Origin of the sequence: Limnohabitans sp. 2KL-1, from assembly GCF_003063435.1 — a bacterium.
GTDB lineage: Bacteria > Pseudomonadota > Gammaproteobacteria > Burkholderiales > Burkholderiaceae_C > Limnohabitans_A.
Genome location: NZ_NESL01000003.1, coordinates 347,784 through 372,533, shown reverse-complemented (window position 1 = coordinate 372,533; position 24,750 = coordinate 347,784). Strand labels below are relative to the sequence as shown.

Below are 24,750 nucleotides of genomic sequence, written 5' to 3'. Positions count from 1 at the left end.
ACTTCACGTCAACCAAACGCGTTCAGTGGGTCAAGGAGACGCTTGGGGTATTGACTCCATCTGGTCGGTAGTACCCTTTTGCATCCACAGAATGCGGACTTTCATCTATTTGCTGCGATCCTGAACTTTTCCAATTTCAGTTGTTCATCTGAAACCGGTCAGCGAAGTAGCTGTTGTTAGTGAGTTCGAGTGACTGCTACTGGGGAGAAGCCCAGAAGTGATGGCGAATCACGACTGGCAGCAACCGCTGCAAACCCGCCCCTTGCTCGATCACCGCGCCCAGAGTAGACCCACGGTTTTGAGCCCCAGCACCGTGAGTGCCAGCGAGCCGAACAAGTGCATGCTGGCCGTACCTGCCGCCAGCGCAAAGCGGCCTTGTTGCAGCATGGTGACCACTTCGGCTGAGAAGCTGGAGAAGGTGGTCAGTGCACCCAAAAAGCCAGTGACCAGTGCCAGTCGCCACACCGGGTCCAACTCAGGCAGTTGCTGGAACACGCCCACGCACAAGCCCACCAAATAACCGCCGATCAGGTTGGCCGCCAACGTGCCCCAGGGCAGCAGGCCCGCGTTGCCAGGCGCGGGGTTGAGCCACAGGCCCAGCTGCCAGCGCGAGAGCGCCCCCACACAAGCACCCAGGCAAATCGCGATCACCGTGCGCATGGGGCGGGTCCTTTCGGCTTCGGGTTACCGGCGGTTAAAACGGTGGGTCTTCGTTGTCTGCTGCAGCAGCGCCTGTTGCGACGGTCGAGTTCACCACGGTGCGCGTCGGGTTGGGAATGGCTGGGTCAGCCGCAGCTGCGCCCAGTTCCATTTCGCCGCCCAAGGCCTCGATCAGGCTGTCGATCAGCGGCCCCAGCAAGCCGGTGGAAAGCGCCACATCGGCGTCAAACCGGTCTTCATTCTTGTCGGTGCCCGACTCGTCCATCACGCCGTCGAGGTATTGCACTTTTTTCAGCTGCAGCGTCTCGGTCAGCACAAAGGCCACGCGACCGTCCCAGCTGAGCGCCAGTTGCGTGGGCAGTTTGCCTTCCATCACATGCTTGCGCACATCGTCGTTGGCCAGGTGGTGGCGGGTAAAGCGCACGCTGGCCGCGTCTTCGCCAGTGGACTTGAGCACGGTTTCGCGCTCCACCGTCAGGTCGGCGGGCCACTCGTCTTCGGTGGGGGCCAACAGCCATTGGGTCATGGCCGCCTGAGGCGAGGTCACTGTCTGGATCAGCGACACCGACAGGCCTGCCAGCACGTTCATCAGCGCCGACATGACTTCGTCGGCCTTGCCCTGGCTGCCCGCGTTCAGCACCAGTCGGCGGTTGTCCAGGTCCATCCACACCAGCACGCTGGACTGGCGCGCAAAAGCCTGCGGCAGCAAGGACAGCAGCACGTCGTCCATCAGGTCGCGTTTTTCTTTTTTGCCGGGCTTTCGGCCCGTGGCCGCTTCGATCTCGGCGATGCGTTCATCGGCCTTGCGGCGCACCACATTGCCGGGCACCGCCTTGGACTCGATCATGAGTTTCATGATCCATTGCCCGGCCACCGACTCGACCAGCGGGCCGTGGGCCTCGCCGCGTGGCGGCACCCAGCCGATCGACTTTTCCTGGCTCGCGCCACATTCCACAAACTGCACCGGCTCCAGCGCCGTCTGCACATCGGCCAGTGTGGGCGCAAAGCCCTCGCCGATGCGGTAAACCATCACATTTTTGAACACAAACAATCCTTATCGTCCCAAACGAACAACCCGTCCTCTGGGGACGGGTTGAATCATAGAGGATGAACCTGGCCCCAAGCTCAGAGTTTCATCTGCGTGGGCAGCCAGGTCACGATGCCCGGGACAAAGTAAATCAGCATCACCGCGCCCACCATCAGGAAGAACATGGGCATGGACACCCGGGCAATGTAGGGGAGCTGTTTGCCCGTCATGCCTTGCAGCACAAACAGGTTGAAGCCCACGGGCGGCGTGATCTGCGCCATCTCGACCACAAACACGACGAAGATGCCAAACCAGATCGGATCAATGCCTGCTTTTTGCACCGTGGGCATGAGCACGCCCATGGTCAGCACCACCATGGAGATGCCATCCAGAAAGCAACCGAGGATGACGAAAAAAACCATGAGGGCCATGATGAGCGCAAAAGGACTCAAACCCAACCCGCCGATCCATTCGGCCAAGTGGCGTGGCAAGCCGATGTAGCCCATGGACAAGGTCAAAAATGCAGCCCCCGCCAAAATCAGCGCGATCATGCAGTACAGGCGCGTGGCCCCCATCAGGGCGTCCTTGAATACGGCCCAGCTCATGGAGCCCTGAAGTGCTGACAAGGCCAAGGAGCCCACCACGCCCACGGCTGCCGCTTCGGTGGCGGTGGCAAAGCCGGTGTAAATAGACCCCAACACTGCCGCAATCAGCAAGACCACCGGGATCAGGCTGCTCGATGCCTGCAGTTTCTGCATGAAGCTCATGGGCGCATCACGCGGCGGGATCTGGTCGGGGTGTCGCAGCGACCAGACGATGATGTAACCCGAAAACAGCCCGGCCAGCAGCAGACCGGGCAAGACCCCGGCGATGAAGAGCTGGGCAATCGACACATCGGCCGCCACGCCGTACACGATCATGATGATGGATGGCGGGATCAACAGACCCAAGGTGCCTGAACCAGACAGGGTGCCAATGACCATGTCTTCGGGGTAGCCGCGTTTTTGCAGCTCTGGCAAGGTCATCTTGCCGATCGTGGCGCAGGTGGCCGCGCTCGAGCCCGACACCGCAGCAAAGATCGCGCAGCCCACCACATTGGTGTGCAGCAAGCGCCCGGGCAGGGCCTGCATCCAAGGGGCCAGGCCTTTGAACATGTCCTGGCTCAGGCGTGTGCGAAACAAAATCTCGCCCATCCAGATGAACAGCGGCAGGGCCGTCAGGGTCCAGCTCGATGCCGAGCCCCAGATGGTCACGGCCATGGCGTCTCCCGCGGGTCTGGCGGAAAACATTTGCATGCCCACCCAAGCCACGCCCGAGAGCGTGAGGCCAATCCACACGCCACTGCCCAAAATAAAAAACAAGGTCAGGACCAGCAGCCCCGTGATCATCAAGTCATTCATGGCGAGTCATTCGTTGCGCAGCATCTCGCCGCTGTCGGGGGCAGTACGTTCGCCCCGGATTTCCAGCACCAGTTCATCCACGAAGGCCAAGGCAAAAATCACCGTGCCCAGCGCCATGGCCAGCTGCGGAATCCACAAAGGCGTGGCGTCATTGCCGGTCGAGATGTCATGAAACTCGATGGATTGCCACATCAGGCGGCAGCTGTAGAAGGCGAACAAACAGGCCAGAAGGCTGGCCAGCGACAGGCTGAACACTTCCATGCCCCGGCGGGCTGCGCCCTTGAACATGCCCAGCACCAAGGTCACGCGGATGTGCTCACCGCGCTTCAAGGTGTGGGCCAGCGCCAAAAAGCCCGCCCCGGCCATGAGATAGCCCGCATAGGCATCGGTGCCGGGCACATGCACATGGAGCTGCCGACTCAAGACGGACAACAGCACCATGAACAGCAGGCCGCACATGCACAGCGCCGCCAGGGCGGCGGTGCTGGCATAAATCGCATTGAGCAGTCGGCGCATGCGATCAGCGGTTGAACGCATCGACGATGGCTTTGCCTTCAGCCCCGGACTTTTCCAGCCATTCCTTCATGATGGTGTCGCCCACCTTCTTCATGTCGGCTTTGAGTTGCGCCGAAGGAGGAGCCACCGTCATGCCATTGGCCTTGAGGGTTTCCAGAGTGGTGGTGTTGACCTTGCGTGATTCGGCCCAGCCCCGGGTTTCGGCCACAGCAGCCGCTTTGAGCAAGGCGTCTTGGGTGGGCTTGTCCAGCGCGTCAAAAGCTTTTTTGTTGGCGATCACAGCGTTTTTGGGCAACCAAGCCTGCACGTCGTAGTAGTACTTGAGGTGTTCATACAGCTTGCTGTCCACGCCCGTTGCACCCGAGGTCATGGTCGACTCGACCACGCCTGTGGCCAGGGCCTGCGAGAACTCGGCCGCTTGCACCGTCACAGGCTGAGCGCCAACCAGTTCAGCAATCTTGGCGGTGGTGGGGCTGTAGGCGCGCCACTTGATGCCCTTGAGGTCGGCTGCGCTGTTGATGGGTTTTTTGCTGTAAATGCCTTGCGGAGGCCAGGCCACCGAGTACAAAAGCATCATGCCTTGCTCGGCCAGCTTCTTGTCCAGCAGCGGCTTTTGGGCCTTGTAGAGCTTCATGGATTCGTCGTAGCTGTCGGCCAAAAAGGGCAGGCCGTCCGCGCCAAAGGGTTGCCATTCGTTCTGGAAATTGACCAGCAAAATTTCGCCCAGCTGGGCCTGACCGCCTTGCACGGCACGCTTGATCTCAGGGGCCTTGAAGAGGGAAGCGTTGGCATGCACCGTGATTTTCAGTTTGCCTGCGGTGGCTTTGTCCACGTCGGCTGCAAACTGGGTCATGTTGACCGAGTGGAAGTTGGTGGCCGGGTAAGCGGCGGGCAGGTCCCATTTCGTTTGGGCGGACACAAAACCGGAAACAGCGAGCAGGCCAGCCAACAGGCTGAGGTGAAGGGCACGACGTTGCATGAAAACTCCTGTAAACGATGGAATTGAACGGTCCACTGGGCAGTGCAAGAAAGGTGCCCGCTTTGGGCGTGCATCGGCTGCATCTGTCAGGTCCTCACTGTAGGCAAGGCGGGCCCGATCCGTGATCGGTGTTTTCCCTTAATGTCAACAAATTGTTGGCAAATCGTCGGCATCAGACATAGACTTTGTCATCTTCCAAGCCTTGATGCAAACCATGCTGCGCAAAAATTCCTTGAGCATCTCCGCCGCCAGCCCCATCGTGTCCTCGGCCCATCTGGTTTCGCCCGACAGTGCCGAGATGAGCGAGTTCGAATTTGGCTTGATCGTGGCGGGCAACGCGTTTCACCGCTGGATCATCCACTGCATGGCAGCAGCCGGCCTGAAGGACCTCACGCCGCTGGATGTGCTGGTGCTGCACCACGTCACGCACCGCGCGCGTGACAAGCGCCTGGCCGACATCTGCTTCATCATGAACATCGAAGACACCCATTTGGTGAATTACGCCCTGAAAAAGCTGCAAGGCCTGGGCGTGGTGGTGTCGCAAAAGCATGGCAAGGAAGTGACCTATGCCGCCACTGACGAGGGTCGTGCTTACGTGCAGCGTTACCGCGAAATCCGCGAAAGCTGTTTGATCGATGCCCTCAAAGCCGACGATGGCCTGAACCGCGACATTGGCGAGTTGGCCCGGTTGCTGCGTGTGCTCTCGGGCATGTACGACCAGGCGGCACGTGCCGCAGCCTCTTTGTGAATCCAGTTTCAACCTGATTTTTAAAAGTAACCCATGACCGAATCCCGCAGTACTCTTCCTGGCAAAAACCGTTGGCAATTCTGGATCGACCGGGGCGGCACCTTCACCGACGTGGTGGGCAAGCGGCCCGACGGCACGCTTGTGACGCACAAGCTGCTGAGCGAAAACCCAGAGCAATACCGCGATGCGGCGGTGGCGGGCATTCGCCATTTGCTGGGCCTGAAAGCCGGTGAACCGGTCACGCCCGAGCAGGTGGAGTGCGTGAAGATGGGCACCACGGTGGCTACCAACGCCTTGCTGGAGCGCAAGGGCGAAGCCACGCTGCTGGTGACCACACAGGGTTTTGGTGATGCGCTGCGCATCGCGTACCAAAACCGCCCGCGCTTGTTTGACCGCCAGATTGTTCTGCCTGAGTTGCTCTACAGCGCGGTGGTCGAGGCGCAAGAGCGGGTGGCGGTGGATGGCGAGGTGTTGCAGCCACTCGATGAAGCGCATTTGCGCACCCAATTGATGCATTGGCACGCGCAAGGTGTGCGCTCGGTGGCGGTGGTGTTCATGCATGGCTGGCGGCACACGGCGCACGAGCAGGCGGCGGCTCGCTTGGCGCGTGAGGTGGGCTTCACCCAGGTCAGCACCTCGCACCAGACCAGCCCGATGATGAAGCTGGTCAGCCGGGGCGACACCACGGTGGTGGACGCCTATCTGTCGCCCATCCTGCGCCGCTATGTGGACCAAGTGGCCAGCGAGATGCCGGGCGTGAAGCTGATGTTCATGCAATCTTCGGGCGGCTTGACGGACGCGCAGGTGTTTGCGGGCAAAGACGCGATTCTGAGTGGCCCGGCGGGCGGCATTGTGGGCATGGCCCGTACCGCGCAGCTGGCCGGGCACGACAAGGTGATTGGTTTTGACATGGGGGGCACATCCACCGATGTGTCGCACTTTGCCGGTCAGTTCGAGCGCGAGTTTGAAACCCAGGTGGCGGGTGTGCGCATGCGTGCGCCGATGATGAGCATCCACACCGTGGCGGCGGGTGGTGGCTCGCTCTTGGCCTATGACGGTGCGCGTTTTCGGGTGGGGCCGCAAAGCGCGGGGGCTAACCCCGGCCCTGCCAGTTACCGCCGTGGCGGGCCGCTGGCCGTGACCGATGCGAACGTGATGGTGGGCAAGGTGCAGCCGGGGTTTTTCCCCTCAGTGTTTGGGCCTGATGCCAACCAGCCGCTGGACGCCGAGGTGGTGCGCGGGCATTTTGACCAACTGGCCCAGCAAACCGGACGCGCTGCCGAAGACGTGGCGCACGGTTTCATCCAGATCGCCGTGCAGCAGATGGCCAACGCGATCAAGAAAATTTCGGTGGCGCGGGGCTATGACGTGACGCGCTACACCTTGCAGTGCTTTGGTGGTGCTGGCGGGCAGCACGCTTGTTTGGTGGCCGATGCTTTGGGCATGTCGCAGGTGCTGGTGCACCCGCTGGCGGGTGTGCTGTCGGCTTACGGCATGGGCCTGGCCGACCAGAACGTGATGCGCGAGGAATCGGTGGAGCGTCGCCTGGACGCTGAGGCCATGCCCCTGATGGCCGCGCGTTTGCAGGCCTTGGGCGAATCCACCCGCCAGGCTTTGCTGGCGCAAATGGGTGGGGATGCGGGCAGCGCCCACCGCATCGAGCTGCGCCAACGTGTGCATTTGCGTTACGAAGGCACCGACTCGGCGCTGGTCGTGCCCTGGGGTGATCAGGCTCAGTTGGTGGCGGGCTTTGAGGCCTCGTACCGTCAGCGTTTTGCCTTCTTGATGCAAGGCAAGGCCTTGGTGGTCGAGGCGGTGTCGGTCGAGGCCGTGCTGCCCGGTGATGCGCCCGAAGAGGCGGCGCACACCTTGCACCCCGAGCGCGAAGTGCCGCGCCGCGACACGGTGCAGGTCTATGCCGCCAATGCGCAAGGCGTGGCCCAGTGGCAAGACGCTGCCCTGGTGGTGCGCGAAGACATGCGCCCCGGCGATGTGATCGACGGTCCGGCCATCATTGCCGAGAAAAATGCCACCACGGTGGTGGAGCCCGGATGGCAAGCGCGACTGACTGCGCTGGACCATTTGCTGCTGGTGCGGGTGCAAGCTCGCGCGGTGCAACACGCTGCAGGTACGCAGGCCGACCCGGTGCTGCTGGAGGTGTTCAACAACCTGTTCATGAACATCGCCGAGCAAATGGGGTTGCAGCTGCAAAACACCGCTTACTCGGTCAACATCAAGGAGCGCCTGGACTTCTCCTGCGCCTTGTTCAGCGCCCAGGGGCAGCTGATTGCCAATGCGCCGCACATGCCGGTGCATCTGGGCTCGATGGGCGAGAGCATTCAGACCGTGATCCACGAAAACAAGGGGCGCATGCAGCCGGGCGATGTGTTTGTGCTGAACGACCCGTACCACGGCGGCACGCACTTGCCCGACATCACGGTGATCACGCCCGTGTATCTGGACGGCCACGCCGAGCCAGTTTTTTATGTGGGCTCACGCGGACACCATGCCGATGTGGGCGGGCTCACGCCCGGTTCCATGCCGCCGTTTTCCACACGCATCGAAGAAGAGGGCGTGCAGATCAACAACGTTAAGCTGGTCGAGGCGGGCCATTTGCGCGAAGCCGAGATGGTGGCGCTGCTGCAAAGCGGCGAATACCCTTCGCGCAACCCGGCGCAAAACATGGCCGACCTGAAAGCGCAAATTGCCGCCAATGAAAAAGGCGTGCAAGAGCTGCGCCGCATGGTGGAGCAGTTTGGCTTGGACGTGGTGCAGGCCTACATGCGTCATGTGCAGGACAACGCCGAAGAATCGGTGCGCCGCGTCATCACGCGCCTCAAAGACGGTGCCTTCACCTTGCCGCTGGACAACGGTGCGCAGATCCAGGTGGCGGTTCGCGTGAATGCGGGTGAGCGCACGGCCGAGATCGACTTCACCGGCACCAGTGCCCAGCTGCCCAACAACTTCAACGCGCCCCGGGCGGTGTGCATGGCGGCGGTGCTGTACGTGTTCCGCAGCTTGGTGGACGACGACATTCCGCTGAACGCGGGTTGCCTGAAGCCGCTCAAGGTCATCATTCCCCAGGGCTCCATGCTCAACCCCAACCCGCCCGCATCGGTGGTGGCGGGCAATGTGGAAACCTCAACCTGCATCACCAACGCGCTGTTTGGCGCTTTGGGCGTGATGGCGGGCAGCCAGCCGACCATGAACAACTTCACCTTTGGCAATGCGCGGGTGCAGTATTACGAAACGATTTCGGGTGGCAGCGGGGCGGGTGGCCGCTTTGACGCTCAGGGCCAACTGGTGGGTGGTTTTGATGGCACCTCGGTCGTGCAAACCCACATGACCAATTCACGCCTCACGGACTCGGAGGTGCTGGAGTTCCGCTTTCCGGTGCGGCTGGAAAGTTACGCGATCCGCCAGGGCTCAGGCGGCGCGGGGCGCTGGCATGGCGGCGATGGCGGTGTGCGCCGGGTGCGTTTTCTGGAGCCGATGACGGCAGGCATTTTGTCCAATGGGCGCATCCATCCGGCCTTTGGCATGGCGGGCGGGTACAGCGGCCTGCCGGGCATCAACCGGGTGGTGCGCAGCGATGGCAGCGTGCAAGAGCTGGCGCACATTGGCCAGGTCGAGATGCTAGCGGGTGATGTGTTTGAAATCCACACGCCGGGTGGCGGTGGCTTCGGGCGAGGGTGAATGGCGGTTTCTAAGGCCTGTTGTGCAGGGCTGGTACGGACACATCTGCCCGCCCGTACCTTGTTCATGCCCAATCAGTTCTTGGCCGAGGGTGCTTTGCCAGCGGAGACCTCGCCGCTTTTGGATGCAGCTTTGCTGGTGTCTTTGCCAGCATCTTTGGCCGCTTTTTTCTCGCTCGCTTGGCCGGCATAAGCGATGCCTTGCACCCGAACGCCTTGTTCGGACAAGCTGCTGGCCTTTTGCGGCCCAATGCCCTTGACCCGGCTGGTCACATCGTCCCAGTTCTTGAAGGGCGCTTTTTTGCGCTCGTTCATCACCTCTTTGGTCAGTACCGGTCCCACGCCCTTGAGGGCATCGAGTTCGATCTCGGAAGCCTTGTTCAAATCAATTTGTTGGGCCCAAGTCAGGCCAGCGAACCCGATAGTCAGCAATACACTTGCGATTTTTTTCAACATATCTGCGCTCCTCTGGTTAACTGCAAAAATGTGCAGGTCAGTTCATTGTGAGAAAGCTGTGCACAGACTGGAAGCGTTGAAAAGAAAAAATTGAAAACAAATGTATTTGAATGAATCTGTGGATGGGTCGGTGGATCGGATCAATCGACTTTTGCCCCACTGGCTTTGACCACGGTTTCGTAGCGTGCCAGTTCTTTTTTCATGAATGCCGCAAATTGTTCGGGTGAGTTGCCGACGGGCTCCGCCAGAAGCTGGGCAAAGCGTGCGTGGGTCTCCGGTGCATGCAGCGCTGTCGCAAAAGCCTTGTTCAGTCGTTCCACCACATCCCGCGCAGTGCCCGCCGGTGCCACCAGGCCCCACCAGGTGTCGATTTCGAAGTCTTTCAGGGTTTCACTCATGCTGGGAATCTCGGGCAGTGCGGTGCTGCGCTGGGCGGTGGTGACCGCCAGGGCCTTGAGTCGGCCTGCCTTGATGTTGGCCGCGGCCGTGGCCAGGTTGTCGAAGTTGAAGTCGACTTGACCGGACAACAAGGCGAGCTGAGCCGGGTTGCCGCCGTTGTAGGGGATGTGCACCGCGAAAATGCCCGCAGCGCGTTTGAACATTTCACCGGCCAGGTGACCTGCGCTGCCGTTGCCGCCCGAACCGAAATTGAGCTTCGCAGGATTGGCTTTGGCATAAGCAACCAGATCGGCCATGCTGTTGATTTTCAGGCGTTGCGCAGTCTCGGCGTTCATCACCAGCACATTGGGCACGCGCAGCATTTGCGTGATGGGCGCAAAGTCCCGGCTGGCGTCATAAGGCATCTTGGCAAACAACCAAGGGTTGATCGCGTGCGTGGCCGTGGCCGCGATGCCGATGGTCAGGCCATCGGGTGCGGCTTTGGCCACCAGGTCAGCGCCCAGATTTCCACCCGCGCCGGGGCGGTTCTCGATGATCACCGTGCCCAAGCTGTCTTTCACCCGTTCGGCCAAAGCCCGCGCGGTGACGTCGATCGGCCCACCGGGTGCGTAAGGCACGATGATGCGGATCGGCTTGCCTTGCGCCCAAGCGGGGGCACTGAGTGCGAGGGATGCGGCAGCAAATTGGCGGCGGGTGATCAAAGTCATTTCAGGCTCCTGGCGAAAGAAGGTCAGTGCAAAGGCATCTTGTGGAAGCGAGCCTCTGCTCGCGAATGCCTGTTGTGGCTGGTGCGGTCATTCGGCTGCTGGGGGCAGCCTTTCACAAAGACGCTGGGGTGGGGCGGGGTGCACCAGGCTGGCCACCCCAAGCACCCGATCAAGCCTTGGCTTTGTCCGCTTCGGACGTGAACGAGTCGGCGTAAAACTCTTCTTCGGGCAAACCGCCTTTCGCCACATAGTCGCGCTTGGCCGAGTCCACCACGATGGGTGCGCCGCAGGCATAGACTTGATGGCCCGACAGATCAGGGAAGTCCTGCAACACCGCTTGGTGCACAAAGCCGGTGCGGCCGCTCCAGTGGTCTTCGGCTTCGGCGTTCGAGATCACGGGCACATATTTCAGGTTGGGCATCTGGGCCAGACGGGCTTCGACCCAGTCGGCCATGTACAAGTCGGCCGGGCGTCGGCCACCCCAGTACAGTGTGGTCGGGCGGGTGATGCCGCGGTGCTGCATGTGCTCGATCAGGGCTTTGATGGGGGCAAAGCCAGTGCCCGAGGCCAGCAGCACGATGGGTTTCTCGTTGTCCTCACGCAGGTAGAAGCTGCCGTACGGACCTTCGGCACGCAGGATGTCTTTTTCCTTCATCGTTGTGAACACCGGGTCGGTGAACTTGCCGCCGGGCATGTGGCGGATGTGCAGCTCCACCGTGGGCGGAGCCACTTCGAGGGTGTGCGGCGCGTTGGCCATGCTGTAGCTGCGGCGCGAACCGTCGCGCAGCAAAAACTCGATGTACTGGCCAGCGTGGAACTTCATCACGTCGTTGGCGGGCAGTTGAAGTTTCAGCACGATCACGTCATGTGACTTTTTCTCCAGGCTGACCACGCGCACCGGCATCTTTTTGACGGGCAGGCCGCCTTCGGCGGTCACTTGTTTGGATTCGAGCACCACGTCGCTTTGGGCGGTGGCGCAGCAGGTCAGCACCAAGCCCTGGGCCTCTTCTTCGTCGCTCAGGGCTTTGGCCTGGTGCGGGCCATGCACCACGGTGCCCGAGATTTTTTTACATTTGCACGAACCGCAAGCGCCGTCCTTGCAGCCGTAGGGCAGGCCAATGCCCTGGCGAATGCCTGCGGCGAGCAGGGTTTCGTTGTCGTCGGCGGTGAAGCTGCGGCCGCTGGGCTGCACTGAAATCTGAAAGCTCATCTTTTGGGTATCCTTGAGGGGTTGTCTTTGACCCGGAACCCTTGATTTTGCCTTCAAACCAAACCCCCTTGGGCGCACTGCCCGCCCGATTTCGCCGTCAGCGCATCCTGATCGTGGGCTGTGGCGATGTGGGGCTGCGCACGGCGGGCCAGTTGGGTGCCCCGCAAAGCCAGCGTGTGCGGCTGATGGCGCTGACCTCCACGCCTGAACGTGTGCGTTTGCTGCGGGCCTGCGGTATCCAAGCTTTGCAGGGCAACCTGGACGATGCGGCCAGTCTCAGGCGCTTGGCAGGCATCGCCCACCGGGTGATTCACCTGGCTCCGCCGCCCACCGACCGACAAGGCACCGCCGACCGAGATCCGCGCAGTCTGGCCTTGGTGCGCGCTCTGCGGTTGCGTACGCCGCCGCAAGTGCTGGTCTACGGCTCCACCACAGGCGTTTATGGCGATTGCGGTGGGCAACGTGTGGACGAAACCCGAACGGTGAATCCCCATACGCCTCGTGCCCAGCGCCGGGTGGATGCTGAAAGCCTGATGCGGTTTTTGGGGCGCAGCGGGGTGCGGGTGAGTGTGTTGCGCATCCCCGGCATTTATGCCCATGACCGCGAAGGCGGCACCCCCCGTGAGCGCTTGCTCAAGGGCACTCCGGTCCTGGTGGCCAAGGAAGATGTCTACACCAACCACATCCACGCCAACGACCTGGCCCGCGCATGCGCTGCGGCCTTGTGGCGCGGCAAGCCCCAGCGCGTGGTCAACGTCACCGACGACACCGATCTGAAAATGGGCGACTACTTTGACCTGGCTGCCAGTTTGTACGGTTTGCCCAAGCCGCCCCGCATTTCGCGCAGCGATGCCAACACGGCCTTGCCCTTGATGCTTTTGAGCTTCATGAACGAGTCCAGGCGGCTGGACAACACGCGCATGAAGCAGGAACTGCGGCTCAAGCTGCGTTACCCGCATGTGCGCGACGGCTTGAGCCCGCAGGGTAAGTTGATCTGATCTTTGCCGGATACCCACCATGAATTCCTTGCGCATCGACAAATGGCTGTGGGCCGCACGTTTTTTCAAAACCCGCAGCATTGCCAGCGAAGAAATTGGCAAGAACCGTGTGCAGGTCAATGGCCAGGATGCCAAAGCCTCGCGTGAGGTCAAAGTGGGTGACACGGTGCGCCTGCGCCAGGGCGCGATGGAGCGCACGGTGCGGGTCTTGGGCGTGAGTGGCGTGCGGGGCCCGGCACCCGTGGCGCAACTGCTTTACGAAGAAACACCAGATAGCGTAGATGCTCGTCAAAAAGCCGCTGAGCAACACCGCCTGGCCCGTGAACCTGCGCTGAGCATTGAGCAAGGCCGCCCCACCAAACGCGACCGCAGGCAGATTGAGCGCAGCTGGAACGATCGCTGGAGTGCGGGCATCGATTGATGGCGCAATAAACAGGGGAGCCGCCCAAGAAAAAAGCCGCAAGTTGCTGGAACTTGCGGCTTGGATCTGGTGCCCGGGGCCGGACTCGAACCGGCACGCCTTGCGGCGGGGGATTTTGAGTCCCCTGAGTCTACCAATTTCACCACCCGGGCGGTATTTGTGAAGACACGAATTATGGCACATTATTGGGATGATTTATCCAACCATTGAAGATTCGATCGGCAAAACACCTTTGGTGGCTTTGCAGCGTTTAGGCGCTGCCGACAGGGCAGCACGGGGCAATGTGATTCTTGGGAAGCTGGAGGGCAACAACCCGGCGGGCTCTGTGAAAGACAGGCCAGCTTTGTCCATGATTCGCCGGGCCGAAGAGCGGGGCGAGATCAAACCGGGGGATACCTTGATCGAGGCCACTTCGGGCAATACCGGCATTGCACTGGCCATGGCCGCCGCCATCAAGGGTTACCGCATGGTCTTGATCATGCCCGAGGACTTGTCGATTGAGCGCGCCCAGACCATGAAGGCCTTTGGGGCTGAGCTGATCCTCACCCCCAAGAGCGGTGGCATGGAATACGCCCGCGATCTGGCCGACAACATGGCAGCTCAGGGCAAGGGCCGCATCCTCGACCAGTTTGCCAACGCTGACAATCCGCGCATCCATTACGAAACCACCGGCCCGGAAATTTGGGAGCAAACCGGGGGGCGCGTGACCCACTTTGTCAGTGCCATGGGCACCACGGGCACCATCACGGGTGTCTCGCGCTGCCTCAAAGAAAAGAATCCGGCGATCCGCATCATTGGTGCACAGCCTAGCGAGGGTTCGCGCATTCCGGGTATCCGCAAGTGGCCCCAGGAATACCTGCCCAAGATTTACGACCCCAGCCAGGTGGACGAGCTGATTTACGTGAGCCAGAGCGACGCCGAAGAAACCTGCCGCCAGATGGCCCGTAACGAGGGTATTTTTGCCGGCATTTCCGCTGCTGGGGCGTGCTGGGTGGCGCAGCAGGTGGCCAAGTCGGCGCAAAACGCAACCATCGTGTTCATCGTGTGTGATCGCGGTGACCGTTATTTGTCCACTGGCGTTTTTCCCGCCTGACCGGAGTTCTCATGGCTGAATACCGTTTTTGTCCGCAATGCGCCAATCCTTTGGCCTGGCTCTCACAAATGGAAGACGGGGGCGAGACCCTGCGCCTGCGTTGCACCGCTTGCGACTTTACCCACTGGAACAACCCCACACCTGTGCTGGCAGGCATTGTGCAGGTGGGCGATCAAATTTTGCTGGCCCGCAACGCAGCCTGGCCGGGGCGTCGGTTTGCGCTGATTACCGGCTTCATGGAGGCGGGTGAAACGCCCGAAGATGGTATCAAGCGGGAGATTGCCGAAGAAACGAATTTGAAGGTGACGGCCCTCAAGTTGATTGGCGTTTACGATTTCCAGCGCATGAACCAGGTGATCATTGCCTACCATGCAGTGGCCGAAGGCGAGGTGCGTTTGTCACCCGAGCTGGCCGAATACAAGATGTTCGATGTCCAGGATCTGATCTGCTGGCCTGCAGGCACGGGCTACGCCTTGGGCGATTGGCTGCGCACCATCGGCATTGAGCCCAAGTTCATGACATGGGAAGAGCGAGCCGCGCAAAGCCAAGAAACGAATCAGGACACATGATGCACATTGACAAAGAAATCGACACCAGTGGCCTGAATTGCCCTTTGCCCATTTTGAAGGCCAAGAAGGCTTTGAACGAGATGACCAGCGGCCAGGTGCTGAAGGTGATTGCCACTGACCCGGGTGCTTGGCGCGATTTTGAGGCTTTTGCACGGCAGACCGGCAATGATTTGGTGATGCAGGAAAAGAACGAAACGTCCTTTGTGTTTGCACTCAAACGCCGCTGATGCCATGCCAGCCGTGTCTTGGCTTCTCAGGTGTGCTGAGAACGGCCCCTTGTAAGTCCGCGGGGCTAGTGACGCCCCAGAAGAAGGCTGCCGTTGAGGTGACAGCCCTTTTACTTCAAAGGTTCAGGCCTTGGAGGTATTCCCGAAACGAGGCACCCACTTGCGGGTGCTGTAAAGCCAGCTCTACCGTGGCTTCCAGAAAACCTTCCTTGCTGCCGCAGTCATAACGTTTGCCGTGGTATTGGAAGGCGTAAACGGCTTCACGCTGCATCAGGCGGGCAATTGCATCGGTCAACTGGATTTCGCCACCCACGCCTGTGGGTTGGTTGCGGATTTCCTCAAAAATGCCAGGCGTCAAAATGTAGCGGCCAGCCACGCCCATGCGTGATGGGGCATTGTCGGGATTGGGTTTTTCCACTATTTTTTCTACACGAATGAGCTGTTTGCCAGCGGGTTCACCGGCGACGATGCCGTAGCGCTTGACGTGTTCCAGTGGCACTTCCTGCACGGCCAAAATTGAGCGGCCTTGTTGCCCATAGGCGGTCACCATTTGGCTCAGTACAGAAGGCCCACCTTGCAAGCCGACCATCAGGTCATCGGCCAGCAGCACAGCAAAGGGCTCGTTGCCCACCATGGCTTCTGCACACAGTACCGCATGCCCCAAGCCCAGCGAGCGAGGTTGACGCACGTAGGCACACACCATGTCGTCTGGCTGGACCGAGCGCACCAAGGCCAGAAGTTCGTGCTTGTGCGCAGCTTCGAGTTCGTTTTCGAGTTCGTAAGCGGTGTCGAAATGGTCTTCGATGGCCCGTTTGCTGCGGCCCGTGACAAAAATCATGTGGCGCACACCCGCGCTGTAGGCTTCTTCCACGGCGTACTGGATCAGTGGCTTGTCCACCACCGGCAGCATCTCCTTGGGCGCAGCTTTGGTGGCAGGTAGAAAGCGGGTGCCCAAACCTGCAACGGGGAACACAGCTTTTCGAATGACGTTGTGGCTCATGATTTCCTTTTGTTGGGGCAATGTTGAAGCTTATTTTATGAGCCCAAGCGTTCTATTTGTTGCTTAATTTTAAATACCATGGCGCTGAATTCTGTTACGCGCTTTTTCTCTTGCTCGATGACGGCAGGCGGTGCTTTGGCCACAAAGGCTTCGTTGCTCAGCTTGCCGGTGGCTTTGGCGATTTCACCTTCCAAGCGAGCGGCTTCCTTGGTCAGGCGGATTTTTTCAGCGGCCACATCCACTTCGATGAACAGGCACAAACGTGCTTCGCCCACGACCGCCACGGGGGCGGCTTGTGCGGCAGCGGCCCATTCGGCTTCGGTGTCAAACACCTTGACTTCGCTCAGCTTGGCCAGCGATTGCAGCACGGGCGCTGCGGCCTGCATGAAGGCGGTGTCGCCCAGCACATACAGGGGCATGCGGGTGGCGGGCGAGACGTTCATCTCACCGCGCAGGTTGCGGCACGCGTCCACCAGGGTCTTGAGTTTGGCCACATGGGCTTCGGCGGCTTCGTCGATGCGCTCGGGTTGGCTCACGGGGTAAGCCGCGATGCTGACCGATTCGCCCGGACGGCCTGCGACCACCGACACCTTTTGCCAGAGCTCCTCGGTGATGAAGGGGATGATCGGGTGCGCCAGCCGCATGATGGTTTCGAGCGTGCGGATCAGCGTGCGGCGTGTCGCGCGTTTTTGCGCGTCGGTGCCGGTGTTGATTTGCACCTTGGCGATTTCGAGGTACCAGTCGCAGAACTCGTTCCAGACGAAGTCGTAAATCGTGTTGGCCACGTTGTCGAGGCGGTATTCGGCAAAGCCTTTGGCCACATCGGCCTCAACCCGCTGCAACTGCGAGCTGATCCAGCGGTCGGCCTGGCTGAAGGCCAGGTAGCCGTGCACGGGACCTGCGGCCGTGGCTTGGCCACTGGCATCGACGCCGGGTGCCGCGCATTCGGCTTTGGTGTGTTCTTTGAGGCCGCAGTCCTGGCCTTCGCAGTTCATCAGCACAAAGCGGGTGGCGTTCCAGAGTTTGTTGCAGAAGTTGCGGTAGCCCTCGCAGCGCTTGCTGTCAAAGTTGATGCTGCGGCCCAGGCTGGCCAGCGCCGCAAAGGTGAAGCGCAACGCGTCGGCACCGTAGGCCGGAATACCTTCGGGGAATTCTTTTTCGGTCTGCTTGCGAACTTTTGGGGCGGTTTCGGGTTTGCGCAGGCCTTGGGTGCGTTTGTCGAGCAGGGGTTCGAGCGTGATGCCGTCGATCAGGTCGACCGGGTCGAGCACGTTGCCTTCGGATTTGCTCATCTTTTTGCCTTGGGCGTCGAGCACCAGGCCGTGGATGTAGACGTGTTTGAAGGGCACTTTGCCGGTGAAGTGGGTGGTCATCATGATCATCCGGGCGACCCAGAAGAAGATGATGTCGTAGCCGGTGACCAGTACGCTGGAGGGGAGGTAGAGGTCGTAATCGTTGGTTCCGCTGGCGATCGCACCGGGCTCGGCCTTGCTCATACTCGCTTCGCTCGCCAAATCGCTGCGTCCGAGCCCGGCACGCTCACCAGCTGCATCGTTGGCATGGGCGTCGTTGGCATGGGCGTCGTTTTGGGGCCATCCCATGGTGCTGAAAGGCACCAGAGCGCTGGAATACCAGGTGTCCAGCACGTCTTCGTCGCGCTTGAGGGTTTTGCCCGGGGCCTTGGCTTGCGCTTCGGCTTCGTTGCGTGCCACGTAGACATTGCCGTCTTCGTCGTACCAGGCCGGGATCTGGTGGCCCCACCACAGCTGGCGCGAGATGCACCAGTCCTGGATGTTGTTCATCCACTGGTTGTAGGTGTTGACCCAGTTCTCGGGCACAAAGCTCACCTGGCCGGACTGCACCGCGTCAATGGCTTTTTGGGCAATGCTCTTGCCGGTGGCGTCGCCTTGACCGACTTGGTTCATGGCCACGAACCACTGGTCGGTCAGCATGGGCTCGATCACTTGGCCGGTGCGGGCGCAGCGGGGCACCATGAGTTTGTGTTTTTTGACTTCGACCAAATGGCCTGCGGCTTCGAGGTCGGCGACCACAGCCTTGCGGGCCACGAAGCGGTCCAGGCCTCGGTATTTCTCGGGGGCGTTGTTGTTGATCGTCGCGTCCAAGTTCAGCACGCAGATCATGTCCAGCTTGTGGCGCTGGCCGACTTGGTAGTCGTTGGTGTCGTGCGCGGGCGTGACCTTGACCACGCCGGTGCCGAAGGCTTTATCCACGTAGTCGTCGGCGATCACCGGGATGGTGCGGCCGCACAAAGGCAGGTTGACCTGCTTGCCGATGAGCGCGCTGTAGCGTTCGTCTTCGGGGTGCACCATCACGGCCACGTCGCCCAGCAGGGTTTCGGGGCGGGTGGTGGCCACTGTCAGGCTGCCGATGCCCGCAGCCGCAAGGCTGCCATCCGGGTCCACCAAGTCATAGCGGATGTGCCACATCGAGCCGTCTTCTTCCTCGCTCTCGACTTCGAGGTCAGACACCGCGCTCATCAGCACCGGGTCCCAGTTCACCAGGCGTTTGCCGCGGTAGATCAGGCCTTGCTCGTACAGCTGCACAAAGGTTTCGGTCACGGTTTTGGACAGTTTGGGGTCCATCGTGAAGTATTCGCGGCTCCAGTCCACGCTGTCACCCATGCGGCGCATTTGGCTGGTGATGGTGTTGCCGGATTCTTCTTTCCACTCCCAGACCTTGCTCACAAAGTTCTTGCGGGCTTCGGCTGGCGTGGGGCCCATGTCGTGGCGGCTAATGCCTTTGGCTTGGAGCTGGCGCTCGACCACGATCTGAGTGGCGATGCCCGCGTGGTCGGTGCCAGGAATCCAGGCGGTGTTGTGACCCAGCATGCGGTGGTAGCGGGTCAACGAGTCCATGATGGTCTGGTTGAACGCGTGGCCCATGTGCAGGGTGCCCGTCACGTTGGGCGGGGGCAGCTGGATGGCGAATGCGGGTGCGCCGTCTTGTGGCGCTTGCGTGCCCCGGAAACCGGCCACGCCATAACCGCGCTTTTCCCACTCGGGGCCCCAATGGGCTTCGAGGGCTGCGGGCTCGAAAGATTTGGACAGGCTCTCAAGCCCGGGCTGATGTGCCGGGGTGGCGGGGGCGTTGCTCATGGTGGGGGTCTTTTTTTCCAAAACAAAACGGCAGCTCAGCAGATACCGTGCAGGATCAGTGTCAATCCTGAACAAAGGATTTTACCCAGCCCATTCAGCTCCCTCAGTCGAATCTCAAAGCCGTACGACCTGAAAGATGCTGTCGACAGCACTTGTTTGACAGCGTGTTGTGAGAGTTAGTTGATGTTTATCAAGGACTTTGATCAATAGCATCGGCTAATCAACTCGATTGGATGAATTTATTGGGCATACTGAACAGTCTAAGGTTAACCTATGTGGTCTCTGGCGATCCTGTCAGAGCCATTTACTCAAAACCCACAAGGAGATATCCATGGCAGCACTCAAAGGCTCGCGCACGGAACAATGCCTGAAGGACGCCTTCGCAGGCGAATCCCAGGCCAACCGTCGCTATTTGTACTTCGCGAACAAAGCTGACGTTGAAGGTCAGAACGACGTGGCAGCCCTGTTCCGTTCCACCGCCGAAGGTGAAACAGGTCACGCCCATGGTCATCTGGAGTTTCTGGAGCAATCCGGCGACCCCGCAACGGGCTTGCCCATTGGCTCCACCCGCCAAAACCTGGCTTCGGCTGTGGCTGGCGAAACCCACGAGTACACCGACATGTACCCTGGTATGGCCAAAACCGCTCGCGAAGAAGGTTTTGACGAAGTCGCCGACTGGTTCGAGACCCTGGCCAAGGCTGAGCGTTCACACGCCAACCGTTACCAGAAAGCCTTGAACGAATTGGTGGATTGATTCCCCCCGTTCCATCAACCCGCTGTACCGCAAGGCTCAGCGGGTTTTTCCGAGGCTTCTGGCTGCAGAGTCCTCAGAAAAACCGAAAAAATAAAACGTATAGGAGCACAACATGGCCAAAGAAGGCAATCTCGAAGCGCCCACACGACATGCCCTCGGTTGGGAGGGACCCGACTTCTACAACGAAGAAAAGTGCTTCGACGAGCTCGAGCGCATTTTTGACATCTGCCACGGTTGCCGCCGCTGTGTGAGCCTGTGCAATTCTTTCCCCACCTTGTTCGACCTGGTGGACGAAAGCAGCACCATGGAAGTCGATGGCGTTGACAAGAAGGACTACTGGAAAGTGGTGGACCAGTGCTTCATGTGCGACCTGTGCTACATGACCAAGTGCCCCTACACACCGCCGCACGAGTGGAATCTGGACTTCCCCCACACCATGCTGCGGGCTAAGGCCATCAAGTTCAAAAAAGGCGAAGTGGGCGCGGCCGAAAAGTTTTTGGCCTCCACCGACACCCACGGCTCTTTTGCAGGCATCCCCATCGTGGTGCAAGCCATCAACGCCATCAACAAGACCGAAGCGGCGCGCAGCGTCATGGAAAGCGTGGCGGGCGTGGACAAAAACGCCTGGTTGCCTTCCTTGGCCACCAAAAAGTTCCGCTCCAGCGCCCCGGATGCCAAGGCGTCCAAAGTGGTGGACGGCGATAAAACACCGGGCAAAGTGGCGATCTATTCCACTTGCTACATCAACTACAACGAGCCCGGCATTGGCCATGACCTGTTGAAGATCCTTGACCACAACGACATCCCGTATGTGCTGGTCGAGAAAGAAAAGTGCTGCGGCATGCCCAAGCTGGAGTTGGGCGATCTGGACTCGGTCAAGCAGTCCAAAGAAGCCAACATCCCGGTGCTGGCCAAGTACGCCAAGGACGGCTTTGCCATCCTGGCGGCGGTGCCCAGCTGCGCCTTGATGTTCAAGCAGGAAATCCCGCTGATGTTCCCGGATTGCGCCGACACCCAGCTGGTCAAGGACGCGATGTGGGACCCCTTTGAGTACTTCATGGCCCGCAAGCGCGATGGCTTGCTCAAGACCGAGTTCCCGCAAAAACTGGGCAATGTGAGCTACCAAATTCCTTGCCACGGCCGTGTGCAGAATATTGGCAAGAAGACCGAGGAAATGCTCAAGATGATCCCGGACACCGAGATCAACACCATCGAGCGCTGCTCGGGCCACGCTGGAACCTATGGCGTGAAAAAAGGCTCACACGACATGGCCATGAAAATCGGCAAGCCCGTGTTCAAGGCCATGGCCACCATGAAAGACGGCTCCAAGCCCGACTTCATCAGCTCCGACTGCCCGCTGGGCGGCCACCACATTGCCCAAGGCTTTGAGGTCAATGGCCTGGGCGCGCCCGAACTGAACCACCCCTTGACCCTGGTGCGCAAAGCCTACGGTCTCAAATAAGGAACACTGCCATGCAACTGACCGGAAAAATCACGCCCGAGACCCTGATGTCTTTGGAGGCCTACACCAAGTGGCGCAAGGTTCACAAGCCCGAGGTGATCGCCCACCGCAAGCTGCGCAGCGTGCAGTTGGGTGAGCACATCAACATGCAGTTTGAGAGCGAGACCACCATCCGCTACCAAATTCAGGAGATGCTGCGCATCGAAAAAGTCTTCGAAGAAGAAGGCATCCTGCAAGAAATAGAGGCCTACGCCCCGCTGGTGCCGGACGGCAGCAACTGGAAAGCCACCATGATGATCGAGTACACCGACATCAATGAACGCAAGCGTGAGCTGGCCAAGCTGATCGGCGTGGAAGACCACATGTTTGTCGAGGTGGAGGGCCACGCCCGCGTGTACGCCATTGCCGACGAAGACCTGGACCGCGAGACCGATGAGAAAACCTCGGCCGTGCACTTTGTTCGTTTTGAGCTGACGCCTCCCATGTGTGCTGCTGTCAAAGCGGGCGCCGCTGTCAAGATGGGGTGTGACCACACCCATTACCCCTCGCATCTGGACATCGCACCCGATACCCTGGCCAGCCTGGCAGGTGATCTCAAGTAATGGGCCTGATGGCTTCGGTTGAGCCCCCTGAAGTGGCTTGGCTGCTGTAGGGTTTTTTTGGGGCGGATGGCCGCTATGACGCGGGCATCAAACGGCCTGTCCAGCGCAAGCTGGCTTCACAGGCCCAGTCGCGCTGGATCACCCTGTCCGCGCCGCAGAACTTCGGGCTCGTCACCGCTCATGTCCACCACGGTGGTGGGTTCGAGTGAACAAGCCCCGGCGTCGATGACTGCACCCACCTGGTGCTCCAGGCGTTCTCGGATCTCTTCGGGATCGTTCGGTGGCAGGTCTTCGTCCGGCATGATGAGGGTGGCCGCCAGCAGAGGCGCACCGTGCATGGCCAGCAGTTCTTGGAGCACCTTGTGCTCGGGCACCCGCAGGCCGATGGTCTTGCGTTGAGGGTGGCTTACCCGGCGTGGCACTTCCTTGGTGGCTTCCAGAATGAAGGTGAAAGGGCCGGGCGTGGCTTGCTTGATGGCCCGAAACTGCCGGTTGTCCACCCGGGCGTAGTTGGCGAGCTCACTCAGGTCGCGGCACAGCAGCGTCAGGTGGTGCTTGTCGTCCACGCCACGGATGCGACGCAGCTGGTCGGCAGCGTTCTTGTCGTCCAGGTGGCAGACCAGAGCGTAGCTGGAGTCGGTGGGCACGGCCAGCACGCTGCCCTGGTTGAGCAGCTGCACGGCTTGCTTGAGCAGGCGCGTTTGCGGGTTGTCGGGGTGAACAGTGAAAAACTGGGCCATGGGTGCGGGCAGTCAGTTGCCGGTGGTGATTGGATGAACGTAGATGGGGGCGAAATCCCGCAGAGGAAGGGCGCTGCCTCATGATTCCGGTGGCTGGATGGCGATGCGGTTTTCGCGCACGGTGAGCCAGGCCCCCAAAGCGCCGCACAAGGCCACCAGGCCCATGCCTGCGAAGGTCCATTGGTCAGGCAGGTGGTTGAACACCAGCCAGCCGCCCAGCACGGCAAAGCCGATTTGGGTGTACATGTAAGGCGTGAGGGTAGCGGCCGGGGTACGGCCGTAGGCCAGGATCAGCAGAAAGTGTCCGATCGAGGCCAGCACGCCCATCAAGAGCAATTGCAGCCACACGGTCCAGTCGCGGGGCATTTCCCAGACAAAAGGCAGAATCAGGGAGGACAGGATGGTGCCGATCCAGCCCGTGTAGAAGTGCATGGTGATCGGGTCTTCGGTTTTGGCCATCTTGCTGGTCAGAATCTGGAAGCCTGAGTTGGTGGCCACCAGCATCAGCGGCAAGATCACGGTCCAGTCAAAGTGGTGGCTGCTGGGTCGGATGATGACCAGTGTGCCCAGAAAACCGCCTGCGACCAAAAGCCAGCGCAGCGGGCGGATGGTTTCCTTGAGCATCCAGGCCGCCAGCAGCGTGATGACCAGCGGGGCCAACAATGCAATGGACGTGAATTCGCCTACGGGCATGTATTTGAGGCTGTAAAAAGCCAAGATGCTGCAGGCAAACAGCAGGAGGCCTCGGGCCAGTTGAAAACGAGGGTGTTGGGTTCGAAGCACCTTGCGGCCACGGCCAGGCCAGACCACGGCAGTGGTGATCAGTGCCTGAATGGCATAGCGGAACCAGAGTGCCACCAGCACGGACAGGCCAGCACTGATGTGACGGGTGGTGGTGTCCAGCGTGGCGAAGCAGGCCGTCGCCAAAACGGCAAAGCCAATGCCGTGGAGTGTGCGCGCGGGTGGTTTGATCACCGGATGCGGTCGGCCAGCAGTTCCCAAACCGGGGTCAGTTGGCCTGGCAGTAAGGGCAGGGTGCCCAGGTCGATGCGGCTTTCGTCAGGGCTGTGAAAGTCACTGCCGCGCGAAGCCACCAAGTCGAATTCAAGGGCGGTTTCGGCGTAGCGCACCGCTTCTTGTGAGGAGTGGCTGCCAGTGATGACTTCTACCCCGCGCCCACCGTGGGCCTTGAATTCGCTGAACAGCGCGTACTCTTCGTTGGGCGTGAAGCCGTAGCGAGCAGGGTGGGCGATGATCGCCACGCCGCCGGCATCGGTGATCCATTGCACGGCTTCCTGCAAGCGCGCCCAGCGGTGCGGTACATAGCCAGGCTTGCCTTCGGTCAGGTATTTGCGAAACACTTCGGAGGTGTCGCTGCACACGCCTGTTTCGACCAAGTGCCGGGCAAAGTGGGTGCGTGAAATCAGCTCCGGGTTGCCCACGTATTGCAGGGCACCTTCGTAGGCGTTCAGGATGCCGACTTTGGCCAAGCCGTCCGACATTTCTTGCGCGCGTTCGCTGCGGCCCCCCCGGGTGCGGCGCAAGCCTTCAACCATGGCGCTGTTGTGCGCATCAAAGCCCAGCCCAACGATGTGCACCGTCTGGTGTGCGAAGGTGACCGAAATTTCTGTGCCCGTGAGGTACGGCAGGCCCAGCGCCTTTGCAGCTGCCAGGGCGCGGTCTTGCCCGCCCACTTCGTCGTGGTCGGTCAGTGCCCACAGTTCCACGCCGTTGGCTTTGGCGCGTTCGGCCAGGGCTTCGGGGGTGAGGGTGCCGTCGGAGATGACGGAATGGCAATGCAGGTCGGCGTTCATCATTGGATCCATTTTAGGCGCATGCCGCTGGGGCAGGACCGATTGTGGGGACTTGCCGACCCAGGCCTCGGGCTGGTAACAGCCCTGCGGTCTTTCGGGCTGATGCCTGTGGCCGATAATCCGAGTATGACTACGATGCAGACTTTTGCGGAGCCCC

The 24,750-nt window shown here is 60.6% G+C and carries 23 protein-coding genes and 1 tRNA gene; 10 read left to right on the top strand and 14 right to left on the bottom strand.

Features of this window, described 5'->3' with window-relative positions; genetic code table 11:
* Positions 1–270: 270 nt before the first annotated feature.
* From crcB to B9Z47_RS09855, 5 genes are all read right to left on the bottom strand, one after another.
* Positions 271–660, bottom strand: a complete 390-nt coding sequence (gene crcB / locus B9Z47_RS09875) for a fluoride efflux transporter CrcB (protein WP_108331055.1) — start codon at positions 658–660, stop codon at positions 271–273.
* 34 nt (positions 661–694) lie between these two features.
* Positions 695–1,705 carry a recombination-associated protein RdgC gene (locus B9Z47_RS09870; protein ID WP_233253743.1) on the bottom strand — a complete coding sequence of 337 codons (1,011 nt, stop codon included), beginning with the start codon at positions 1,703–1,705 and terminating at the stop codon, positions 695–697.
* 80 nt (positions 1,706–1,785) lie between these two features.
* Complete coding sequence (locus tag B9Z47_RS09865; protein ID WP_108331054.1) at positions 1,786–3,087, bottom strand: TRAP transporter large permease; 1,302 nt, start codon at positions 3,085–3,087, stop codon at positions 1,786–1,788.
* 6 nt (positions 3,088–3,093) lie between these two features.
* Complete coding sequence (locus tag B9Z47_RS09860; RefSeq protein WP_108331053.1) at positions 3,094–3,603, bottom strand: TRAP transporter small permease; 510 nt, start codon at positions 3,601–3,603, stop codon at positions 3,094–3,096.
* 4 nt (positions 3,604–3,607) lie between these two features.
* Entirely contained in the window at positions 3,608–4,582 is a 975-nt protein-coding gene (locus B9Z47_RS09855; RefSeq protein ID WP_108331052.1) for a TRAP transporter substrate-binding protein, read from the bottom strand.
* Between the two features lie 205 nt (positions 4,583–4,787).
* Between B9Z47_RS09855 and B9Z47_RS09850 the strand changes: the two genes are divergently transcribed.
* Together B9Z47_RS09850 and B9Z47_RS09845 are read left to right on the top strand one after the other, a co-directional pair.
* Positions 4,788–5,330 carry a winged helix DNA-binding protein gene (locus B9Z47_RS09850; protein ID WP_199226346.1) on the top strand — a complete coding sequence of 181 codons (543 nt, stop codon included), beginning with the start codon at positions 4,788–4,790 and terminating at the stop codon, positions 5,328–5,330.
* A gap of 33 nt (positions 5,331–5,363) precedes the next feature.
* Positions 5,364–9,026, top strand: coding sequence for a hydantoinase B/oxoprolinase family protein (locus B9Z47_RS09845; RefSeq protein WP_108331051.1), 3,663 nt, complete (start codon positions 5,364–5,366; stop codon positions 9,024–9,026).
* A gap of 74 nt (positions 9,027–9,100) precedes the next feature.
* On the opposite strand, the gene B9Z47_RS09840 is transcribed toward B9Z47_RS09845, so the two are convergent.
* From B9Z47_RS09840 to B9Z47_RS09830, 3 genes are all read right to left on the bottom strand, one after another.
* Positions 9,101–9,481 carry a DUF655 domain-containing protein gene (locus B9Z47_RS09840; protein ID WP_108331050.1) on the bottom strand — a complete coding sequence of 127 codons (381 nt, stop codon included), beginning with the start codon at positions 9,479–9,481 and terminating at the stop codon, positions 9,101–9,103.
* 140 nt (positions 9,482–9,621) lie between these two features.
* Positions 9,622–10,587 (bottom strand): tripartite tricarboxylate transporter substrate binding protein, encoded by a 966-nt coding sequence (locus B9Z47_RS09835; RefSeq protein WP_108331049.1) that lies wholly within the window; start codon positions 10,585–10,587, stop codon positions 9,622–9,624.
* A 169-nt stretch (positions 10,588–10,756) separates the two neighbouring features.
* Positions 10,757–11,797 carry a CDP-6-deoxy-delta-3,4-glucoseen reductase gene (locus tag B9Z47_RS09830; RefSeq protein ID WP_108331048.1) on the bottom strand — a complete coding sequence of 347 codons (1,041 nt, stop codon included), beginning with the start codon at positions 11,795–11,797 and terminating at the stop codon, positions 10,757–10,759.
* A gap of 47 nt (positions 11,798–11,844) precedes the next feature.
* Between B9Z47_RS09830 and B9Z47_RS09825 the strand changes: the two genes are divergently transcribed.
* Positions 11,845–12,795: an SDR family oxidoreductase gene (locus B9Z47_RS09825; RefSeq protein WP_108331208.1), complete on the top strand. Its 951-nt coding sequence runs from the start codon at positions 11,845–11,847 to the stop codon at positions 12,793–12,795.
* Between the two features lie 19 nt (positions 12,796–12,814).
* Positions 12,815–13,216, top strand: a complete 402-nt coding sequence (locus B9Z47_RS09820; protein WP_108331047.1) for an RNA-binding S4 domain-containing protein — start codon at positions 12,815–12,817, stop codon at positions 13,214–13,216.
* A 67-nt stretch (positions 13,217–13,283) separates the two neighbouring features.
* On the opposite strand, the gene B9Z47_RS09815 is transcribed toward B9Z47_RS09820, so the two are convergent.
* A tRNA-Leu gene (locus tag B9Z47_RS09815) sits at positions 13,284–13,368 on the bottom strand.
* A 38-nt stretch (positions 13,369–13,406) separates the two neighbouring features.
* Between B9Z47_RS09815 and cysM the strand changes: the two genes are divergently transcribed.
* From cysM to B9Z47_RS09800, 3 genes are read left to right on the top strand one after another with little or no spacing between them, the layout of a single operon-like run.
* Positions 13,407–14,309 (top strand): cysteine synthase CysM, encoded by a 903-nt coding sequence (cysM, locus tag B9Z47_RS09810; protein ID WP_108331046.1) that lies wholly within the window; start codon positions 13,407–13,409, stop codon positions 14,307–14,309.
* An 11-nt stretch (positions 14,310–14,320) separates the two neighbouring features.
* Positions 14,321–14,878 (top strand): NUDIX domain-containing protein, encoded by a 558-nt coding sequence (locus tag B9Z47_RS09805; protein WP_108331045.1) that lies wholly within the window; start codon positions 14,321–14,323, stop codon positions 14,876–14,878.
* Positions 14,878–15,105: a sulfurtransferase TusA family protein gene (locus B9Z47_RS09800; RefSeq protein ID WP_199226344.1), complete on the top strand. Its 228-nt coding sequence runs from the start codon at positions 14,878–14,880 to the stop codon at positions 15,103–15,105. Before B9Z47_RS09805 ends, B9Z47_RS09800 begins: the two co-directional genes overlap by 1 nt.
* Positions 15,106–15,220: 115 nt before the next feature.
* On the opposite strand, the gene galU is transcribed toward B9Z47_RS09800, so the two are convergent.
* Together galU and B9Z47_RS09790 are read right to left on the bottom strand one after the other, a co-directional pair.
* A complete protein-coding gene (gene galU, locus B9Z47_RS09795; protein ID WP_108331207.1) occupies positions 15,221–16,105 on the bottom strand; it encodes a UTP--glucose-1-phosphate uridylyltransferase GalU in 885 nt (294 codons plus the stop codon).
* Between the two features lie 35 nt (positions 16,106–16,140).
* The gene (locus tag B9Z47_RS09790; RefSeq protein ID WP_108331206.1) at positions 16,141–19,221 is read right to left on the bottom strand and encodes a valine--tRNA ligase; all 3,081 of its coding nucleotides are present in this window, start codon (positions 19,219–19,221) and stop codon (positions 16,141–16,143) included.
* A 331-nt stretch (positions 19,222–19,552) separates the two neighbouring features.
* Here B9Z47_RS09790 and B9Z47_RS09785 point away from each other — a divergent pair, with 331 nt between their 5' ends.
* From B9Z47_RS09785 to B9Z47_RS09775, 3 genes are all read left to right on the top strand, one after another.
* Positions 19,553–19,975: a rubrerythrin family protein gene (locus B9Z47_RS09785; protein WP_053170808.1), complete on the top strand. Its 423-nt coding sequence runs from the start codon at positions 19,553–19,555 to the stop codon at positions 19,973–19,975.
* A 112-nt stretch (positions 19,976–20,087) separates the two neighbouring features.
* Positions 20,088–21,437 carry a (Fe-S)-binding protein gene (locus B9Z47_RS09780; RefSeq protein WP_108331043.1) on the top strand — a complete coding sequence of 450 codons (1,350 nt, stop codon included), beginning with the start codon at positions 20,088–20,090 and terminating at the stop codon, positions 21,435–21,437.
* Positions 21,438–21,448: 11 nt separating this feature from the next.
* Positions 21,449–22,039, top strand: a complete 591-nt coding sequence (locus B9Z47_RS09775; RefSeq protein WP_108331042.1) for a DUF3501 family protein — start codon at positions 21,449–21,451, stop codon at positions 22,037–22,039.
* Positions 22,040–22,155: 116 nt separating this feature from the next.
* Here B9Z47_RS09775 and B9Z47_RS09770 read toward each other — a convergent pair whose 3' ends face one another.
* The 3 genes from B9Z47_RS09770 to B9Z47_RS09760 form a co-directional block, all read right to left on the bottom strand.
* The gene (locus B9Z47_RS09770) at positions 22,156–22,779 is read right to left on the bottom strand and encodes an L-threonylcarbamoyladenylate synthase (RefSeq protein ID WP_108331041.1); all 624 of its coding nucleotides are present in this window, start codon (positions 22,777–22,779) and stop codon (positions 22,156–22,158) included.
* A gap of 78 nt (positions 22,780–22,857) precedes the next feature.
* Positions 22,858–23,751, bottom strand: coding sequence for a DMT family transporter (locus B9Z47_RS09765; protein WP_369912087.1), 894 nt, complete (start codon positions 23,749–23,751; stop codon positions 22,858–22,860).
* Positions 23,751–24,605, bottom strand: coding sequence for a 3',5'-nucleoside bisphosphate phosphatase (locus B9Z47_RS09760; protein WP_108331039.1), 855 nt, complete (start codon positions 24,603–24,605; stop codon positions 23,751–23,753). The genes B9Z47_RS09765 and B9Z47_RS09760 overlap by 1 nt, the downstream gene beginning before the upstream one ends.
* Positions 24,606–24,750 lie beyond the last annotated feature (145 nt).

Bases quoted from the DNA above. Each gene is read 5' to 3' on its own strand.
- B9Z47_RS09790 (WP_108331206.1), bottom strand. From the start codon at position 19,221: ATGAGCAACGCCCCCGCCACCCCGGCACATCAGCCCGGGCTTGAGAGC.
- B9Z47_RS09835 (WP_108331049.1), bottom strand. From the start codon at position 10,587: ATGACTTTGATCACCCGCCGCCAATTTGCTGCCGCATCCCTCGCACTC.
- B9Z47_RS09775 (WP_108331042.1), top strand. From the start codon at position 21,449: ATGCAACTGACCGGAAAAATCACGCCCGAGACCCTGATGTCTTTGGAG.
- B9Z47_RS09840 (WP_108331050.1), bottom strand. From the start codon at position 9,481: ATGTTGAAAAAAATCGCAAGTGTATTGCTGACTATCGGGTTCGCTGGC.
- B9Z47_RS09780 (WP_108331043.1), top strand. From the start codon at position 20,088: ATGGCCAAAGAAGGCAATCTCGAAGCGCCCACACGACATGCCCTCGGT.
- B9Z47_RS09770 (WP_108331041.1), bottom strand. From the start codon at position 22,779: ATGGCCCAGTTTTTCACTGTTCACCCCGACAACCCGCAAACGCGCCTG.
- B9Z47_RS09820 (WP_108331047.1), top strand. From the start codon at position 12,815: ATGAATTCCTTGCGCATCGACAAATGGCTGTGGGCCGCACGTTTTTTC.
- B9Z47_RS09800 (WP_199226344.1), top strand. From the start codon at position 14,878: ATGCACATTGACAAAGAAATCGACACCAGTGGCCTGAATTGCCCTTTG.
- crcB (WP_108331055.1), bottom strand. From the start codon at position 660: ATGCGCACGGTGATCGCGATTTGCCTGGGTGCTTGTGTGGGGGCGCTC.
- B9Z47_RS09860 (WP_108331053.1), bottom strand. From the start codon at position 3,603: ATGCGCCGACTGCTCAATGCGATTTATGCCAGCACCGCCGCCCTGGCG.
- B9Z47_RS09855 (WP_108331052.1), bottom strand. From the start codon at position 4,582: ATGCAACGTCGTGCCCTTCACCTCAGCCTGTTGGCTGGCCTGCTCGCT.
- B9Z47_RS09785 (WP_053170808.1), top strand. From the start codon at position 19,553: ATGGCAGCACTCAAAGGCTCGCGCACGGAACAATGCCTGAAGGACGCC.
- galU (WP_108331207.1), bottom strand. From the start codon at position 16,105: ATGAGCCACAACGTCATTCGAAAAGCTGTGTTCCCCGTTGCAGGTTTG.
- B9Z47_RS09845 (WP_108331051.1), top strand. From the start codon at position 5,364: ATGACCGAATCCCGCAGTACTCTTCCTGGCAAAAACCGTTGGCAATTC.
- B9Z47_RS09850 (WP_199226346.1), top strand. From the start codon at position 4,788: ATGCAAACCATGCTGCGCAAAAATTCCTTGAGCATCTCCGCCGCCAGC.
- B9Z47_RS09760 (WP_108331039.1), bottom strand. From the start codon at position 24,605: ATGGATCCAATGATGAACGCCGACCTGCATTGCCATTCCGTCATCTCC.
- cysM (WP_108331046.1), top strand. From the start codon at position 13,407: ATGATTTATCCAACCATTGAAGATTCGATCGGCAAAACACCTTTGGTG.
- B9Z47_RS09805 (WP_108331045.1), top strand. From the start codon at position 14,321: ATGGCTGAATACCGTTTTTGTCCGCAATGCGCCAATCCTTTGGCCTGG.
- B9Z47_RS09830 (WP_108331048.1), bottom strand. From the start codon at position 11,797: ATGAGCTTTCAGATTTCAGTGCAGCCCAGCGGCCGCAGCTTCACCGCC.
- B9Z47_RS09865 (WP_108331054.1), bottom strand. From the start codon at position 3,087: ATGAATGACTTGATGATCACGGGGCTGCTGGTCCTGACCTTGTTTTTT.